We start from the raw sequence: 17,095 nt of genomic DNA on the forward strand, positions 1-17,095 counted from the left end.
AGAATTAATGCTACCCCACGCTATGGCGGAACCGCTTGACCAGAACAGCCTCTTTCAAGCTGAGCGAATGATACCCGCATTCCGCAGCGCGTGTCGTAGCCTTATGACAGACGCGCGCAGACTATCACTATAGAACCAGTGATAAAAAGTCAGATTGGAATAGCTGTCAATGCGATGATCGCTGCGTCTACTTTATTCCCCTCGATTGCAGGGCTCGTTTTCTTGAATCCGTCACCGGTTGCCGCTGCACGCCCTAAAGTACGAATCATCGCTGTCCAATTTCGCGAGGCAATAGCTAAACGAACGGTTCCGGCAACAAATGACGTCAGGACGCCAAGAGCAAACCATATCATAGCCCAGAAAAGAGAATTTTTGTCTGTGCTTTTGTCGCTAATTAAAGCCCATAGTCCGGCTAGGTTGGCGGCCAGAGATGAGGTCAATAGCCAAGCTGCTAAGGTGGCAACGGTCTGCTGATCACGGTCGGCTACTTTTTGTGTGACAGCAATCATACGACTCATCTGCGTCTCAAGTACATTCCGACGAGTATCGATTTCGGACATTTGATCCTTGAGTTCGGCAATCTTCACCTGACGTTCTTCAATGGCCGCCTTCGCTATGGCGATTTCAGCCTCCAAAGCCTCCTGCCGACGAGCTTCGTGTGCAACACGAATTTCAATACGCTCCGATCGTCGCAGTGGCCGGCCTCGCACTTCAAACATCGTTAGCCCCGCTTACAAATTCCGAGGATACTATGCTCACAAACGCTGCGGTGAAAGCCGCGCGGCCGCGCACGGCTGCATACAAGCTATTCGACCAGGGCGGCTTGCATCTTTACGTCGCGCCTACCGGTCGGAAGTCCTTCCGCATGCGCTTCCGATTCAGCGGCAAGGAACAGCTGCTAACGATCGGTGCCGTTCCTGAAGTGTCGCTCAATGATGCCCGCGTCCGTTGCGACCAGGTGCGCGCGCAGCTCGGCCGCGGCGAGGATCCGCGTGTGGTCGAACTCGCGCAGGTCGGCGCGGCACGTGCTTTTGAGAACGTCGCGCGCCAATGGCATGCCCACATGCGCCGGCGCTGGACGGACGTGCATGCCGGCGACGTCCTTCGCACGCTCGAGCGCGACGTCTTTCCGGCGATCGGCGAGATGCCGATCGGCGCCATCACCGTGCCGGTGATCCTGAACGCGCTGCGCGTCATCGAGGAGCGCGGTAGCCTCGAGACCGCGCGTCGCGTGCGGCAGCGGATCTCGGCGGTGTTCGGCTTTGCCATGGCCGAGGATCTCGTCGACCAGGATCCTGCGGCGATCGTCGCCAAGGCGCTCACGCCACCGGCGCCGGCACGCCATCACCCCGCGCTGCTCGAGATCGTGGACGCTCGCGCACTGCTCGCCGCGGCCGAGCTGGTCGACGTCGCGCCGGTCGTGCGGCTGGCGTCGCGCTTCCTCGCGCTGACGGCCGTCCGACTGGCGGCGGTACGGGGCGCCCGATGGGACGAGATCGAGGATCTCGATGGCCCGGCGCCGCTGTGGCGGGTGCCGGCGGCGCGCATGAAGCTCGCGGCAGCGAAGAAGCTCGATGCCAAGAACGATCACATCGTGCCGTTATCGCGCCAAGCGGTACAGCTGCTGCGCGTTGTCGTTTCGATCTTTCCGCACCGACGCCCGTCAGATCTGATCTTTCCTGTCGGCGTTGGGGAAAAGGCGATCGGGGAGGCGGCGATCGGCGCGCTCTATTCGCGCGCCGGGTTCGGCGGCCGCCATGTTCCCCATGGATGGCGCGCAACGTTCGCGACGATCCTCAACGAGCTGTGCCCGGGCGAGCATACCCCGATCGATCGCGCGCTCGCGCATTCGCCGAAGGACAAGGTCGCGGCCGCGTACGATCGGAGCGAGCAGCTCGCCCGCCGGCGGCGGTTGTTCCAGGCATGGGCGGACGAGCTCGACGGCGCGGGCGCCGCGCGCGCGGCGGCGGCAGTGGCGGTCGCCTGACCCCCGGGGGGGGTAAAGTCGAGAAGGGTGGCCTGCCGGACACCGCGTAGGGGGACCGTGCGCACTGCGAGGTGTTTCAGGGTAGAAAGATCGGCCACGGCCGATCGGCCAATTGGCGGACGATCGCGCCTACCTCTCCGCGTTCGCGCCGCCTGAGAGGTTGACGGATTTTCGTTTCACTCCCCCACCGACAGCCCGGGGCGGCGCAAGCCGCCTCGTTCCGACAGCCGGGTCTTGGCGGTCGGGTCCTTGAGGCATGCCGTTTCGGCTCTGGGGGAATATCAAATCAACGCCGGCTCCGCGTTCAGCGGAGACGTTCCTTATTCATTATGTCTGAATGCAGGATAGAGCACATTTCATGTACTCGCGTTGTCGAACGAAGAAGCCGCGCTCGCGAGGGCTTCACGCAGCGGCGCGTATTGGACTTCGCGCGGCGCGTCGGGCGCTAGGGCGGCAGGGACGGCCCCCAGGCGGCGAAGCTTGGCCACCAAGATCTGCATGTACCGCTGCCAGGTCCCGCGCTCCATGCTGCGCCGGTGGTCGAAATAATAGGCGTTCGACGTCTGCTCGCGCTGGGGGGCAAACTCGCCTTCGTTGTTCGTCCGGATGCTCCGCCGAACCCAATCGATGAAGCCGCGGGTCTTCAGGCGCGCGATGGCCTCGATCGCCGCGTTGCGGCTGCAGACTGCCCATTCGGCAATCGTCTCGTACGATGGGAACAGCGCGCCGGTGGCGTGGTCGATCCGCTCAAGCAACGCATCGAGGACGGCGATGTCGATGCGGGTGAGCCTGACATCGGCGCGCGCGATCGTCGCGTCGAGCCGTTCAATCTCGTGCCGGATCGTCGCCGGTCGACCAATGGGGGCCTGCCCCTGCGCGGTGAGCGCCGCCAGTTCGGCCGCGAGCGCGTCGCGCTGCTCGCGGATCTCGCGGAGGCGACGGTTGGGCAAGCGCTCCCAATCCGTCCGGCGCTGCTCCTTGGCGGTTTTGATCAGCGCCTCGCGGTGGATCACGGCCTGCGCATGCGATCCGTCGCCAACCTTCTTCCAGGGCTGGGCTCGCTTGTCGTCGACGTCGTAGCTGTTCCGCCGCGGGACCTTGCGGCCCTCGCCATGATCCGTCCCGCGCGACTTCTCGGCGAACCTCGCGCCAGTGCCGCGGATCAGGTTGTGGACAGCCTGCGCGGTTGGGGCACCGTCTGAGCGGCGCATCACGCTGCACCTGCTACTGCGCGGTGCGCTCCGCTAGTTGTTGAGCTGACTGAAGATCGACGATCAGCAGGTCCGCCCACGCCTGTGCGATCGCGCGTCGTCGCGGCATATACATCGCTCGATTGTACGCGGCTTCCGACGCCGACATTCCCGCGGGAACGTGGGCCAGCATCAGATCGATCACGCCGCGATCGCCAGTGCGGTCGTCTACCGCCGCCAGCTCGTTCATTACCGTCGAGAACGTAGCTCGCCAGCCATGGGGAACGTGGCGGCCGCGCTGGCCGGCGTCCCGATATAGCTTGGACAGCGTGTTGTCGCTCAGCGGGTTCTTCGGACTCCGGACGCTGGGGAAGAGCAGGGGCCCACTCCCGAATCGCAGCAACGCTGCACGAACGACCTCCACCGCCTGCGTTGACAGCGGGATAACGAACTCGAAGTCCGCGTCGTTCTTGCGCTCGACCGTCAGCTTCATCTTTTCCGCCGGCACGCGCCACAGCGGCGTCGTCGAATCGAGCCCCTCGAACTCCTGCGGCGCCGCCATCCGGACCACGCCAGGGCGTGCTGCCGTCAGCGCGAGTAGTCGTGAGGCTAGCTTGGTCGCGGGGAATGCGTCCATAGCCTCGACCCTTCCAAGGACCGCGGTCGCCTCGCTCGCGAGCCGAACTGCTGGTCGCCGTCCCTTCGTCATAGGCAGCAGCGCTGGTTTCACGACATGCGCGGGATCCGACTCGGTCAGACCAGCTCCGATGGCATAGAGGAAGATCTCCGACATATGCTGGCGCAAGCGGTGCGCCGTTTCGATCGCCGCGCGTTCCTCGACCGCTCGAAGCGTTTTCAGGACCATCGGCACGGTGATCGAGCCAATCGGTACGTTGCCGAGCGAGGGAAAGACGTCCTTCTCCATGCTCGCCAGCGCCTTCGATGCATATCGCGGCGACCAGGTAGATTTCTGCGAATCGTGCCACGCCCTGGCGATCGGCTCGAACAGGCGGAGCGATTCGGATGCGATCGTCGCCTCGCGCTGCTTCCGCTCGATCGCTGGGTCGATCCCGGACCGGAGCAGTAGTCGCGCAGCGTTCCGCAGTTCTCGGGCGTCCTGCAGGGAGACCTCCGGATATCCACCGAACGTCAGCCGCTTTTCCTTGTTGCCGAACCGATACTTCATCCGCCAGGATTTGAACCCGGTCGGCGTGACGTAGAGATACAGACCGTGCGCGTCGGAAAGTTTCTGAGGCTTCTCGGCCTTCCGCGCATTTCGACACTTTGTGTCGGTCAGCACGCGGTGCCCCTAGCTCTGAAAATCGGTGTCCCCAAAGTGCCCCCGCTTGAGGCTGGATGCCCCCGGTCGGCGCCGAACCGCCGTGAACTTCAAATGTGAGGATTTCCGCGGGCTTGCAAGCCGTCGCGGCCTTCTCGGCACCCCCGCGAACGAGGAAATGGCTCCCTGAGTAGGATTCGAACCTACGGCCACTCGATTAACAGTCGAGAGCTCTACCGCTGAGCTATCAGGGAACGTTGCCGGAGGCGGCTCTATAAACGGCCAGTCGGACGATGCAACCCGGTTTGTCGCGAAAAACCAGAAAAAGGCTAGGCTGCGAACTGCTCCATCGTGATGCGGTCGTCGAGCGCGTGCTCGGGATCGAACAGCAGGGTGAGCTCGCGCGCGCGGTCCATGCAGATGTCGACCTGCGCGACGTCGCGGATCTCGCGCTGGTCGGCGACGGCCGAGACGGGGCGCTTGCCGGGGTTGAGCACGCGGATGCGGATCCGCGCCTTGTCGGGCAGGATCGCCCCGCGCCAGCGACGTGGGCGGAACGGGCTGATCGGCGTCAGCGCGACCATCCCCGAGCCCAAGGGCAGGATCGGCCCCTGCGCGGAGAAATTGTACGCGGTGGAACCTGCGGGGGTGGCGACGAGGATGCCGTCGCAGGCGAGCTCCGGCAGCACGACGCGGTCGTTGACGGTAACCTCGAGCTTGGCGGTCTGGCGCGTCTCGCGAAGCAGCGACACTTCGTTGATCGCGGGCAGCGTGTGCGTGCGCCCGTCGATCCCGACCGCGGTCATGCTGAGCGGCGTGACCTTGAACGGCTTGGCACGCGACAAGCGGTCGTCGAGGCCGTGGTGGCGCCATTCGTTCATCAGGAACCCGACGGTGCCGAGGTTCATCCCGAACACGGGCACCGCCGGCTTGCGACGCTCAAGCATCGCGTGCAGCGTCTGGAGCATGAACCCGTCACCGCCGAGCGCGATGACGACGTCGGCCTCGTCCTCGCCGACCCAGTCGCCGAGATCGGTCAGCTGCGCCGCGGCTTCGCGCGCCTGGGGCGTCGAGGATACGACCAGCGCCCGGCGCGCGTAATGCGTCATCCGCCGGTGACGCTCATGTGACGCGCGACCGCGGGACCCTCGCCCTGACCGATACGGAAGTCGTGGCGCTTGGGCTTTGCATAGAGCCCGGCGTCGATCGCGGTATCGAGACCGGCGATCCCGCCGTCGCGGAGCGCTGCCTTCAGATCGACCTGATCGTCATGGCCGAGGCACATGTAGAGCTTGCCCTCGGTCGTCAGCCGGACGCGGTTGCATCCGTCGCAGAAGTTCGCGGTCAATGGCGAGATGAGCCCGAGCCGCGTCTGCGAACCGTCGACGTTCCAATAACGGGCGGGACCGCCCGTCTTGTGCGCGTCGCGTGCCAGCGTGAACTGCGTCCCGAGCTGTTCGAACACCGTCGTCAGCGGGAGGAAGCGATCGGTGCGATCCTCATCGATGGCGCCAAGCGGCATTGTCTCGATCAGGGACAGGTCGAACCCTTCGTCGCGACACCAGGCGAGCATCGGGGCGATCTCGTCCTCGTTGAATCCCTTGAGCGCGACCATGTTGATCTTGATCGCGAGACCCGCATCGCGTGCCGCCATGATGCCGCCGATCACCTGATCGACGTCGCCATGACGCGTGATGTAGCGGAACCGGTCGGGGTCGCGGCTGTCCATGCTGACGTTGACGCGGCGGATGCCGGCATCGACGATCGCCTCGGCGTGTTCGGCGAGCCGCGTCCCGTTGGTGGTCATCGTGAGTTCTTCGAGCCCGCGACCGATATTGCCGCCAAGCCGGGTGACGAGTTCGCCAACGTCGCGCCGGACGAGCGGCTCGCCGCCCGAGAGCCGGATCTTCGTCACGCCGCGCGCAATGAAGCGCTCGGCGATGATTGCGATCTCCTCGAGGCTCAGCAACTTGCTGCGCGGGAGGAAGGTCATCTTTTCCGACATGCAATAGCGACAACGGAGATCGCAGCGGTCCGTGACCGAGATCCGGAGATAGCGGATGGTCCGCTGGTGGCGGTCGATCAGCGGACGACCGAGCGCCGACGGAGTTTCGAGATTGGTGTCGGTCGCCATCGACACAGAGCTAGGTGCTGCCGTCGCGGGCGACAAGTGCGTTCCAGGATTGGCGGCAGGCGATGCGAGGGCTAGGCTCTCGGGGATGAGACCTGCCGCACTTGAAAATACTGACATAGTGAACAGAACGATGCTGTTCGCCTGCGCGTTCCGTCACGGCGACGAGATCGCCGAGATAGCGACGGCCGGGGGCTGGAACGTGACGACTGCCGCCGCCGGGATCGGTGCGATCGTCTCGGGCTATGCCTCGAGCCGGGCGCGGGTCGCGATTCTCGACGCGCGCGATGCGATCGCGGATGCGCTCGCCGCGACGCGGGCGCTTGCACCGGGGGTCGCGGAGAAGGGGGGCGCGTTGCTCGTCCTGCTGGCGCAGACGGACGTGGCGTCGATCGCGGCGATCTACGATGCGGGTGCGACGCATTTCCTGACGATGCCGGCGGAGGACGAAGTGATCGTGCAGAGTGTCCGCTTCGCCGAACGCCATGCCGCGCGGGCGGTCAGAAAGCCCGCCGATCGCCGGCTGGGGATACCTGCGGAGCGTATGGATCGCGGCGCGGATGCGGCCCGCGGATGGATCGCGCACCGGATCTCGGCCGCGCGACCCGTCTCGCTCGTCCTCGTGTCGCTGTCACGGCTCGACATCGTCAATGCCGCCCATGGGCGTTCGGCCGTCGACGCGCTGATCGAGGAGGCCGTCGCGCGCGCCGAAGCGGTGGCGCGGGGCACGATCGAAGCCCCCGCCTGCGTCGCGCGGACCGGCGGCGGCGAGTTCGTCGTCGCGGTCGAGGCGATGGATGCGGATCTTGCCGGGTTGATCGCGGCGCTCGACGCGGCGCTCGCGCGGCCGTTCGCGGTGGCATCGGCGCTCGCGGTGCTGGGTTGCCGGTTCGGCGTCGCGAGCCATCCGCCGTCGACCGGGCGCGCCGAGCCGATGCGCGATCCGGAAGACGGAGCCGCGTCGCTGTTGCGCCGCGCGAGCGATGCGCTGGCGGATGCGAAGGCGAGCGACGGCGCGGTGTTGCAGGTCGCGTCGGCGCCGAATGGCGTCCCGCTCGATACGCTCGCGATCGATCTGCACCACGCGATCGAACTCAACGAGATCGACATCCGCTTCCAGCCGCAGGTCGAGATCGCGAGCGGCAGGATCGTCGGGGTCGAGGCGCTCGCGCGCTGGGACCACCGCAAGCTCGGACCGCTCGGCGCGGACGCGCTGTTCGCCGCGGCGGATCGCGCCGACCTGGGGATCGCGCTGTCGGATCATATCCAGCGCCTCGTCCTCGCGCGGGCGGTCGCGTGGCCGGAGGCGTTGTCGGCGCTGCGCGTGTCGCTCAACCTGACCGCGGCGGATATCACGCGGCCGGGGTTCGCGGCGCTGTTCCTCGCGCGGGTCGACGCCAGCGGCTTTCCGCGCGGGCGTCTGACCGTCGAGATCACCGAGACGGGGCTGATCGAGGATCTCGCGATCGCATCGGTCCTGCTCGCCGAACTGCGCGGCGCGGGGTGTCGGGTGGCGATCGACGATTTCGGAACGGGTTATTCGAGCCTTGCCTATCTGAAGGACTTGCCGCTCGATTACGTGAAGATCGACAAGGCGCTGGTCCGCGACATCGGCGGCAGCCAGCGGGACCGGGTGGTCGTCGCCGGGGCGATCACGATGGCGCGCTCGCTGGGACTGTCGGTGATCGCGGAAGGGGTCGAGACGCCCGACCAGCTCGAGCTGCTCGCCGCGTGCGGGACGCGGCTGTACCAGGGGTTCCTGTTGTCCGAACCGGTCGGCGAGGCGGCGTTGCTCGAACTGATGGCGCGGACATGATGCGCGCGATCCTGATGCCGCTGGCTGGCCTCGCGCTCATCACCGCGGGCGCGACACCGACGAGCAGCCGCGCGCAGGCGGCGGCGCAGACCCCTGCATCGGTGGCGATCCGGCACGCGATGGAGGCGAGCGCGGCGGGGTGGAACGCCGGCGACCTCGCGCGGTTCGTCGCAATCTATGCCGACGACGCGCTGTTCGTCACGCCGAAGGGAGTGTTGCGCGGAAAGTCCGCGATATCCGCGCGGTACGCACCGAGCTTCAGTTCGGGTGGCAACAGTCGTGGGCGGCTAAGCTTTGCGTTTCTCGAGATGCGCGGGATCGATCCGACGCATGCGGTGCTGATCGCGCGGTGGACGCTGACGGGCGCGACGAGCAGCGAGACGGGGATGACGACGCTCGTCTTCGAACGGCGCGACGGTGCGTGGAAGATCATCACCGATCACAGCAGCTGAGCGCGGCGGCGCTCAGCCCGCCGCCTTTGCCAGCCCCTTCGACAACTGCAGCGCGCCGTGGAGCCGCGCCTTCGGGTCGCCCCACGCGCGCTGAAGCACGAGCTTGCTGTCGGGGCGCAGCCGCGCGACGCCGTTGAGCCGTTCGACATAGGCGAGCAGCTTGTCGACATTGGGCGGGGTGTCGTTGTGGAACGACACCAGCACGCCGCGCGGGCCGACGTCGATCTTCGACACGCAGGCGCGCTTGGCGTTCAGCTTGATCTCGATGACCTTGATCAGGTTCTCGGTCGCGTCGGGCAGCGGGCCGAAGCGGTCGATCATCTCGGCGGCGAACGCCTCGATTTCCTGGCCCTCGTCGAGCTCGTTCAGGCGGCGATACAGCCCCATGCGGAGATCGAGATCGGGGACATAGTCCTCCGGGATGAGGATCGGCGCGTCGACCGTGATCTGCGGCGAGAAGTCCTTCGGGCGTGCGGAGGCGAGGCCGCCCGACTTGGCGTCCATGATCGCCTCCTCGAGCATCGCCTGGTAGAGTTCGAACCCGACCTCCTTGATGTGCCCGGTCTGCTCGTCGCCGAGCATGTTGCCGGCACCACGGATGTCGAGATCGTGGCTCGCCAGCTGGAACCCGGCGCCGAGCGAATCGAGATCGGACAGCACTTTCAGCCGCTTTTCGGCGGTCACCGTCATCTGCCGCTCGGGTGGCGTCACCAGATACGCGTACGCGCGCGTCTTCGAGCGGCCGACGCGTCCGCGCAGCTGGTAGAGCTGGGCGAGGCCGAAGCGGTCGGCGCGGTGGACGATCATCGTGTTGGCGGAGGCGATGTCGATCCCGCTTTCGATGATCGTGGTCGAGACGAGTACCTCGAACTTCTTGTCGTAGAAGGCGGACATGCGCTCCTCGACCTCGGTCGGCGACATCTGGCCGTGCGCGACGACGAAGCGGATCTCGGGCACCTGTTCGCGCAGGAACTCCTCGATCTCGGGCAGGTCGGCGACGCGCGGGGTGACGACGAAGCTCTGCCCGCCGCGATAATGCTCGCGCAGCAGCGCCTCGCGCAGGACGACGGGGTCGAACGGCATGATGTAGGTGCGCACCGCGAGGCGATCGACCGGCGGGGTCTGGATCACCGACAGCTCGCGGATGCCCGACATCGCCATCTGCAGCGTGCGCGGGATCGGCGTCGCGGTGAGCGTCAGCATGTGGACGTCGGCCCGGAGCGCCTTCAGCCGTTCCTTGTGCGTGACGCCGAACCGCTGTTCCTCGTCGACGACGACGAGGCCGAGCCGCTTGAAGTCGATGTTTTTCGCCAGCAGCGCGTGCGTGCCGATGACGACGTCGATCGTGCCGTTCGCCAGCCCTTCTTTGGTCGCCTTCGCCTCGCTCGCGGTGACGAGCCGCGAGAGGCGGCCCATGTTCATCGGGAAGCCTTCGAACCGGCTGACGAAGTTGTTGTAGTGCTGGCGCGCGAGCAGCGTCGTCGGGCAGACGATCGCGACCTGCTTGCCGCCCATCGCCGCGACGAATGCGGCGCGCAGCGCGACCTCGGTCTTGCCGAAGCCGACATCGCCGACGACGAGCCGGTCCATCGGCTTGCCTGCGGACAGATCGGCGAGAACCTCCTCGATCGCGCGGTCCTGGTCCTCGGTTTCCTCGTACGGGAAGCGATCGACGAAGCTGGGGTAGCCGCTGGCGTCGGGTTCGAGCACGTCGCCGGGATGCAGCGCGCGTTCGGCGGCGGTCGCGATGAGCTCGCCCGCAATCTCGCGGATCCGCTCCTTCATCTTCGACTTGCGACGCTGCCAGCCTTCGCCGCCGAGCTTGTCGAGCGATGCGCCCTCTTCCGACGAGCCGTAGCGCGAGAGGACGTCGATATTCTCGACCGGCACGTAGAGCTTGTCGCCGCCGGCATAGCTCAGCGCGACGCAGTCGTGCGGGCTCTGGCCGACCGGGATCGAGGTCAGGCCTTCATAGCGACCGATGCCATGCTCGGTATGGACGACGAGATCGCCCGGCGTCAGCGTCGCGAGTTCGGCGAGGAACGCGTCGGCGGATTTCTTGCGCTTCTTGCGGTGGACGAGACGGTCGCCGAGCATGTCCTGCTCGGTGAGGACGGCGACGCCCGGCGCGGTGAACCCGTGATCGAGCGGCAGGACGATCAGCGCGACGCCGAAGCTTTTCGCGGTATCGGCGACGCCGAGCGCCTCCTGCCAGGTTTCGGCGTGCTTGCCGCCCTTCAGGCCGTGGTCGGCGAGCAGGCTCCCCAGGCGTTCGCGCGCGCCGATCGAATAGCTGGCGAGGATCGGCTTGCGACCCTGCTTGCGCAGTTTCTCGACATGGTCGGCGACGGCCTCGTAGATGTTCGCCTGTGCAGCGCGCTCGGGGCCGAAGTCGCGCGGGCCGTCGACCGCGAAGTCGAGCACGGTCGCGCTTTCCGGCTCGTGGAAGGGCGAGGTGATGTGCGCGGCGAACGCCTCGGTCGCGCCCGACCAGTCCTGCGCGTCGAGATAGAGCGCCTTGGCGGGCATCGGACGGTAGCTGCCGGGTTGCGCGGCCTCGGCACGCTTGCGGTTCTCGTAATAGTCGGCGATCGATTCGAGCCGGCTCTCTGCCGCCGCGGCGACACCGCTGTCGCGCACCACGACGTCGTCGGCGCCGAGATGGTCGAACAGCGTCGCCATCTTCTCTTCGAACAGCGGCAGCCAATGCTCCATGCCCGCGATCCGCCGGCCTTCGGAGATCGCCTGGTACATCGGATCGCCCGTCGCGGTCGCGCCGAACGCGTCGCGGTAGCGGGTGCGGAAGCGCTTGATCGAGTCCTCGTCGAGCAAGGCCTCGGACGCGGGGAGCAGGACGAAGCCGTCGATCCGGCCGGTCGTGCGCTGATCGGCGGCGTCGAAGGTGCGGACGCTCTCGATCTCGTCGCCGAAGAAGTCGAGGCGCAGCGCGTGGTCCTCGCCCGACGGATACAGGTCGACGATCCCGCCGCGCACTGCATATTCGCCCTGGTCGTGGACGGTGTCGGTGCGGACATAGCCGTTCGCCTGGAGCAAAGTCGCGAGCTTGTCGCGACCGATCCGCTCGCCGGGGGCGAGCCGCGCGACGAGCTGGCGGATGCGGAACGGGGTGAGGACGCGCTGGGTTGCCGCGTTCGCGGTGGTCAGGAGGAGCTGCGGGCCCTTGGGCTTGCCTTGCAGGCGCTGCAACGCGGCGACTCGCTCGGCCATGACGCGGAGCGTGGGCGAGGCACGGTCATAGGGGAGGCAATCCCAGGCGGGGAAGCTCAACACTTCGAGATCGGGCGCGAAGAACGCCGCGGTCGAGGCGATCGCGCGCATCGCCGCATCGTCGGGCGCGATGAACACCGCGCGCGTCTTTGCGGCGCGGGCGAGATCGGCGAGCAGCGACGGCTGGAACCCCGACGGCACGCCCGACAGCGTCAGCGGGGTCGTCGCGGAGAGGGTGGTGTTCAGATCTGGCATATCGTTCCTGAAGCCCTCTCCCCTATGGGGAGAGGGTTGGGTGAGGGGCTGTCCTAGGCGCTGCGCTGCTTGGCTGCCCCTCACCCCGACCCTCTCCCCGGAGGGGAGAGGGAGTAGGTTACTTGACGACCGTGACGTAATTGATGTCGCGCATCGCCTGCATCATCGGGCCGTTCCATTCGGGCGGGCACGGAATCGAGCCGATCGCCCAGCCCATGATGTCGACGTCCTGCTCCTCGAGCAGCGCCTCGAACCAGTCGAGCTGCTCGGGCGTCCAGGTCCGGCCATAGGTTTCGAAGAAGCCGCCGATCATCATGTCGGCTTCGCGCGTGCCGCGGTGCGAGCTGCGGAAGCCGAGGCGCTTGAGGCGGGTTTCGTGGTCCATGATATCTCCAACGCCGATTGACCGGCGACCGCTGGCGGCGGGCGTCGGCTGGGCTATAGGGAGCAGATAGTCATGCGACCCGAAATCCTCAATCCGCTGTTCGCCGAAACCCTCGTCCTGAAAGGGGTGGGGCCTGCGCTCGCCAAGCCGCTCGACCGGCTCGGGCTCGCGCGTGTCGTCGACGTCGCCTTCCATCTGCCGACCGGCTATGTCGATCGCCTGCCGCGCACCGAGCTGATGTCGAGCGATGCCGGGCGGATCATCGTCATCACGCTGACCGCGCGCGAGCACCGCGTGAGCGCGGGGCGTGGCCCGACGCGCGTGCAGGCGACCGACGCGCATGGAAACTATGTCAGCCTCGTCTTCTTCGGCGGGAGTTCGGGCTGGGCGAAGAAGCTGCTGCCGATCGGCGAGGCCAAGCGCGTGTCGGGGCGGCTCGACGAATATGGCCAGGAACTGCAGATCGTGCATCCCGACATCGTCGAACCCGACGAGGAGTTGCGCGAGCGCGAGCCGATCTATCCGCTGTCGGAGGGGCTGACCTCGCGGCGGCTGGCGGCGCTGACGACGCAGGCGGTCGCGCGCGCGCCGGACCTGGCCGAGTGGATCGAGCCCGGGCTGAAGGCGAAACGCGAATGGCCAGGCTGGCACGAATCGCTGGCGCGCATCCATGCCGACCCGTCCGATGCCAAGGCGCGCGAGCGGCTGGCCTATGACGAGGTGTTCGCCAACCAGCTCGCGATGACGCTCGTCCGCGCCGACACGCGCAAGCGGCGGGGGCGGGCGCTCCACGGCGACGGGCGGCTGCGGGGCATGCTCAAGCTGCCCTACACGCTGACCGGCGCGCAATCGCGGACGGTGGGCGAGATCGAGGGCGATCTTGGGCAGACCGCGCCGATGCTGCGGCTGCTGCAGGGCGATGTCGGCTCGGGGAAGACGCTGGTCGCGGCGATGGCGATGCTGATCGCGGTCGAGGCGGGCGCACAGGCGGCGATGCTCGCGCCGACCGAGATCCTCGCGCGCCAGCATTACGAGACGCTCAGGAAGACGCTCGCCGGGCTGCCGATCGCGGTCGGCGTGCTCACCGGACGCGACAAGGGCCGCGTGCGCGAGGCGACGTTGATGGCGCTGGCGAGCGGCGAGATCGACATTCTCGTCGGCACGCACGCGATCTTCCAGGATGCGGTCGCCTACAAGGACCTCGCGCTGGTGGTGGTCGACGAGCAGCATCGGTTCGGCGTCGCGCAGCGGATGACGCTGCAGGCCAAGGGTATCGCGCCGCCGCACCTGCTGGCGATGACCGCGACGCCGATCCCGCGCACGCTGACGCTCGCGCAATATGGCGAGATGGACGTCAGCCGGCTCGACGAGATGCCGCCGGGCCGCCAGCCGATCGAGACGCGGGTGATCTCCGAGGACCGGCTCGACGACGTGGTCAACGCGCTGGGCCGGCATCTGGCGGACGGGGGGCAGGCGTACTGGGTGTGCCCGCTGGTCGAGGAGAGCGAGAAGAGCGACCTCGCCGCCGCGGAGATGCGTGCGGAGACGCTGCGTGCGCGGTTCGGCGACAAGGTCGCGCTGGTCCATGGCCGGATGAAGCCCGCGGAGAAGGACGCGGTGATGGCCGAGTTCTCCGCCGCGCGCACCGCCGTGCTGGTCGCGACGACGGTGATCGAGGTCGGCGTCGACGTGCCCAACGCGACGCTGATCGTGATCGAACATGCCGACCGATTCGGTCTTGCCCAGCTCCATCAGCTGCGCGGGCGCGTCGGGCGGGGCAGCGGGCGGTCGATCTGCCTGCTGATGCGTGGGAGCTCGCTCAGCGAGACGTCGCGCGCGCGGCTGGCGCTGATGCGCGAAACGAATGACGGGTTCCGAATCGCCGAGGAGGATCTGCGGTTGCGCGGCGCGGGCGAGCTGCTCGGCACGAAGCAGTCGGGCGAGATGGCGTTCCGGCTCGCGACGCCGGACATGATGGCCGACCTGCTGCAATGCGCACACGACGACGCGCGGTTGCTGATCGACCGCGACGGCGGGCTTGAAGGGCCGCGTGGTCAGGCGGCGCGCACCGCGCTGTACCTGTTCGACCGCGATGCGGGAGTCGCATTGCTCCGCTCGGGTTGACCGGGGCGGGTTGACCGGGGTGGGGCGAGCGATCACGGACCGGCGATGGCCGCCCTGCTTCCCATCCTCGTCGTTCTCCTCGCCGGTATCGGCCTCGCGATCCAGCCGCCCACCAACGCCGCGCTGGTCAAGGCGTCGGGCTCGTTGTGGCTGGGCTCGCTGGTGTCGTTCGCGGTCGGGACGGTCATTCTGTTCGCAGTCTGGGCGGCAACCGACCGGACGATGCCGGCGGCATTGAAGGGCGCGCCCGGATGGGCTTGGCTGGGGGGCGTGTACGGCGCCTGCTTCGTCGCCGCGCTCGCCTATGCGACGCCGCGGCTGGGGTTGGCATCCGCGCTTACGATGGCGGTCGCGAGTCAGCTGGTGACCGCGCTGATCCTCGACCGGTTCGGGTTGCTCGGCCTCAGCGCGACGCCGATCAGCCTCGCGCGGCTGGCGGGTGTCGCGCTGGTGATCGGCGGCGTCCTGCTGGTCCGCGCCGGCTGACCGCGCTCAGCTGTTGCGGAGCATCGCGGTGAGCATGCCGTAATAGGCCTTTAGCGGGATCGTGGTGTCGAACGAGCAGCCGATCCGGCCGCCGAGCGACCAGCGGACCTGCGCGACGACCTCGCCGATGATCGGCAGCACGACGCGCAACATGTCGCCCGCGACCGGATCGCGGTCGCAGCGCGCCATCAACCCGCTCGGCGAGACGTTGACGAGAACGAGCTTGACGCCGTTGCCCTCGCCGTCGGTCGCGCGCGTGCGGTGCATGACCTCGTCGCGCGGTTCGGACCGCGTCTCCTGAATCGCCATCGCCTGGTCTGGCATCGATCGTGTCCCGCTTGAGTTCCGCTTCGGTCCTAAAACAGACGCCGTGAAGCGCATGAGAACCGGCATGGCTAATGGGCGATTTACCACATGCGCCGGGCCGGTATCAGGCGGGGACGAGCATCCCGTGCCGCTTCTTGCCGAGGCTGAGGCGGACCGGGGCGGCGACGGCGATCCTTGCCGTTGCCTCACGGACCGGTTCGCCATCGACGCGCACCGCGCCCTCGCCGATCTTGCGCCGCGCCTCGCCGTTCGACGCGACGAAGCCGAGCGCCACCAGCGCCTCGACGATGCCGATATCGGCGTCGCTGACGGGGTGGCTCGGCAGCGCGTCGCCCGATGCGCCTTCCGCGAACGTCTTGCGTGCGGTCTCCGCGGCCTGGTCCGCGGCGGCGCGACCGCGGCACATCGCGGTGGCTTCGTTGGCGAGCACGATCTTGGCGGCGTTGATCTCCGCGCCCTCGAGCGCCTCGAGCCGCGCGATCTCGTCGAGCGGGAGGTCGGTGAACAGCCGCAGGAACCGGCCGACGTCGCGGTCGTCGGTGTTGCGCCAGAACTGCCAGTAATCGAAGTGCGGCAACTGGTCCTCGTGCAGCCAGACCGCGCCCGACATCGTCTTGCCCATCTTGCCGCCGTCCGCGGTCGTGATCAGCGGGGTGGTGACGCCGTACACCTCGGTCCCGTCCATCCGGCGCGACAGCTCGATGCCGTTGACGATGTTGCCCCACTGGTCCGATCCGCCCATCTGCAACCTGCACTCGGCGCGACGCGAAAGCTCGAGGAAATCATACGCCTGAAGGATCATGTAGTTAAATTCGAGGAAGCTCAGCGACTGTTCGCGGTCCAGGCGGAGCTTGACCGAGTCGAAGGCGAGCATCCGGTTGACCGAGAAATGCTGGCCGACATCGCGCAGGAACGGGATATATTCGAGCGCATCGAGCCATTCGGCATTGTCGAGCATGACCGCGTCGGTCGGGCCGTCGCCGAAGGTGAGGAAGCGTTCGAAGATGCGGCGGATCGAGGCGACGTTGGCCTTGATCCCGTCCTCGCCGAGCAGCTTGCGCGCCTCGTCCTTGAAGCTCGGATCGCCGATCTTGCCGGTGCCGCCGCCCATCAGGACGATCGGCTTGTGCCCGGTCTGCTGCAACCGGCGCAGCAGCATGATCTGGACGAGGCTGCCGACATGCAGCGACGGCGCGGTCGGGTCGAAGCCGATATAGCCTGGCACGACCTGCTTGCCCGCGAGCGCGTCGAGCGCGGCCGCATCGGTCATCTGGTGGACATAGCCGCGCGAGGTCAGCGTGGTGAGCAGGTCGGACTGGTAGGTCATGGCGCAGCCACTAGCAGCGGTTGCGCGGTCCGTCATCCCGGCGGCGCGGTCATCGTTACCGCGAGCCGTCATCCTGACGAAGGTCAGGATCCAGAGCCATCAGCGCCA

At 67.3% G+C, this 17,095-nt stretch carries 14 protein-coding genes and 1 tRNA gene; 5 read left to right on the forward strand and 10 right to left on the reverse strand.

Features of this window, described 5'->3' with window-relative positions; genetic code table 11:
• Positions 1-149 precede the first annotated feature (149 nt).
• Complete coding sequence (locus AC0CH3_RS02725) at positions 150-719, reverse strand: hypothetical protein (protein WP_465237545.1); 570 nt, start codon at positions 717-719, stop codon at positions 150-152.
• 32 nt (positions 720-751) lie between these two features.
• Here AC0CH3_RS02725 and AC0CH3_RS02730 point away from each other — a divergent pair, with 32 nt between their 5' ends.
• Positions 752-1,987, forward strand: coding sequence for a tyrosine-type recombinase/integrase (locus AC0CH3_RS02730; RefSeq protein ID WP_465237546.1), 1,236 nt, complete (start codon positions 752-754; stop codon positions 1,985-1,987).
• 356 nt (positions 1,988-2,343) lie between these two features.
• On the opposite strand, the gene AC0CH3_RS02735 is transcribed toward AC0CH3_RS02730, so the two are convergent.
• The 5 genes from AC0CH3_RS02735 to moaA all read right to left on the reverse strand — a co-directional run bounded on the left by AC0CH3_RS02735 (position 2,344) and on the right by moaA (position 6,590).
• The gene (locus AC0CH3_RS02735) at positions 2,344-3,198 is read right to left on the reverse strand and encodes a helix-turn-helix domain-containing protein (protein WP_465237619.1); all 855 of its coding nucleotides are present in this window, start codon (positions 3,196-3,198) and stop codon (positions 2,344-2,346) included.
• A 13-nt stretch (positions 3,199-3,211) separates the two neighbouring features.
• Complete coding sequence (locus AC0CH3_RS02740) at positions 3,212-4,477, reverse strand: tyrosine-type recombinase/integrase (RefSeq protein WP_465237547.1); 1,266 nt, start codon at positions 4,475-4,477, stop codon at positions 3,212-3,214.
• Positions 4,478-4,635: 158 nt separating this feature from the next.
• Positions 4,636-4,710, reverse strand: a tRNA-Asn gene (locus tag AC0CH3_RS02745).
• 75 nt (positions 4,711-4,785) lie between these two features.
• Positions 4,786-5,565, reverse strand: coding sequence for an NAD kinase (locus AC0CH3_RS02750; protein ID WP_056015511.1), 780 nt, complete (start codon positions 5,563-5,565; stop codon positions 4,786-4,788).
• A complete protein-coding gene (moaA, locus tag AC0CH3_RS02755; RefSeq protein WP_354301788.1) occupies positions 5,562-6,590 on the reverse strand; it encodes a GTP 3',8-cyclase MoaA in 1,029 nt (342 codons plus the stop codon). The genes AC0CH3_RS02750 and moaA overlap by 4 nt, the downstream gene beginning before the upstream one ends.
• Before the next feature lie 118 nt (positions 6,591-6,708).
• On the opposite strand from moaA, the gene AC0CH3_RS02760 reads away from it, so the two are divergent.
• Together AC0CH3_RS02760 and AC0CH3_RS02765 are read left to right on the forward strand one after the other, a co-directional pair.
• Complete coding sequence (locus AC0CH3_RS02760) at positions 6,709-8,403, forward strand: EAL domain-containing protein (RefSeq protein WP_354301790.1); 1,695 nt, start codon at positions 6,709-6,711, stop codon at positions 8,401-8,403.
• Positions 8,400-8,855 carry a YybH family protein gene (locus AC0CH3_RS02765; protein WP_354301792.1) on the forward strand — a complete coding sequence of 152 codons (456 nt, stop codon included), beginning with the start codon at positions 8,400-8,402 and terminating at the stop codon, positions 8,853-8,855. Before AC0CH3_RS02760 ends, AC0CH3_RS02765 begins: the two co-directional genes overlap by 4 nt.
• 12 nt (positions 8,856-8,867) lie before the next feature.
• On the opposite strand, the gene mfd is transcribed toward AC0CH3_RS02765, so the two are convergent.
• Together mfd and AC0CH3_RS02775 are read right to left on the reverse strand one after the other, a co-directional pair.
• Positions 8,868-12,338 (reverse strand): transcription-repair coupling factor, encoded by a 3,471-nt coding sequence (gene mfd, locus AC0CH3_RS02770; protein WP_354301794.1) that lies wholly within the window; start codon positions 12,336-12,338, stop codon positions 8,868-8,870.
• A gap of 118 nt (positions 12,339-12,456) precedes the next feature.
• Positions 12,457-12,723, reverse strand: a complete 267-nt coding sequence (locus AC0CH3_RS02775; protein WP_056410591.1) for an FAD assembly factor SdhE — start codon at positions 12,721-12,723, stop codon at positions 12,457-12,459.
• Between the two features lie 72 nt (positions 12,724-12,795).
• Here AC0CH3_RS02775 and recG point away from each other — a divergent pair, with 72 nt between their 5' ends.
• Both recG and AC0CH3_RS02785 read left to right on the forward strand, forming a co-directional pair.
• Positions 12,796-14,847 carry an ATP-dependent DNA helicase RecG gene (gene recG, locus AC0CH3_RS02780; RefSeq protein ID WP_354301796.1) on the forward strand — a complete coding sequence of 684 codons (2,052 nt, stop codon included), beginning with the start codon at positions 12,796-12,798 and terminating at the stop codon, positions 14,845-14,847.
• A gap of 45 nt (positions 14,848-14,892) precedes the next feature.
• Entirely contained in the window at positions 14,893-15,333 is a 441-nt protein-coding gene (locus tag AC0CH3_RS02785; RefSeq protein ID WP_333994027.1) for a DMT family transporter, read from the forward strand.
• A 6-nt stretch (positions 15,334-15,339) separates the two neighbouring features.
• Here AC0CH3_RS02785 and AC0CH3_RS02790 read toward each other — a convergent pair whose 3' ends face one another.
• Positions 15,340-15,657 carry a PilZ domain-containing protein gene (locus AC0CH3_RS02790; RefSeq protein WP_354301800.1) on the reverse strand — a complete coding sequence of 106 codons (318 nt, stop codon included), beginning with the start codon at positions 15,655-15,657 and terminating at the stop codon, positions 15,340-15,342.
• Between the two features lie 106 nt (positions 15,658-15,763).
• Entirely contained in the window at positions 15,764-16,987 is a 1,224-nt protein-coding gene (gene tyrS, locus AC0CH3_RS02795; protein ID WP_354301802.1) for a tyrosine--tRNA ligase, read from the reverse strand.
• Positions 16,988-17,095: the final 108 nt, after the last annotated feature.

Source organism: Sphingomonas sp. AC449, from assembly GCF_979253475.1.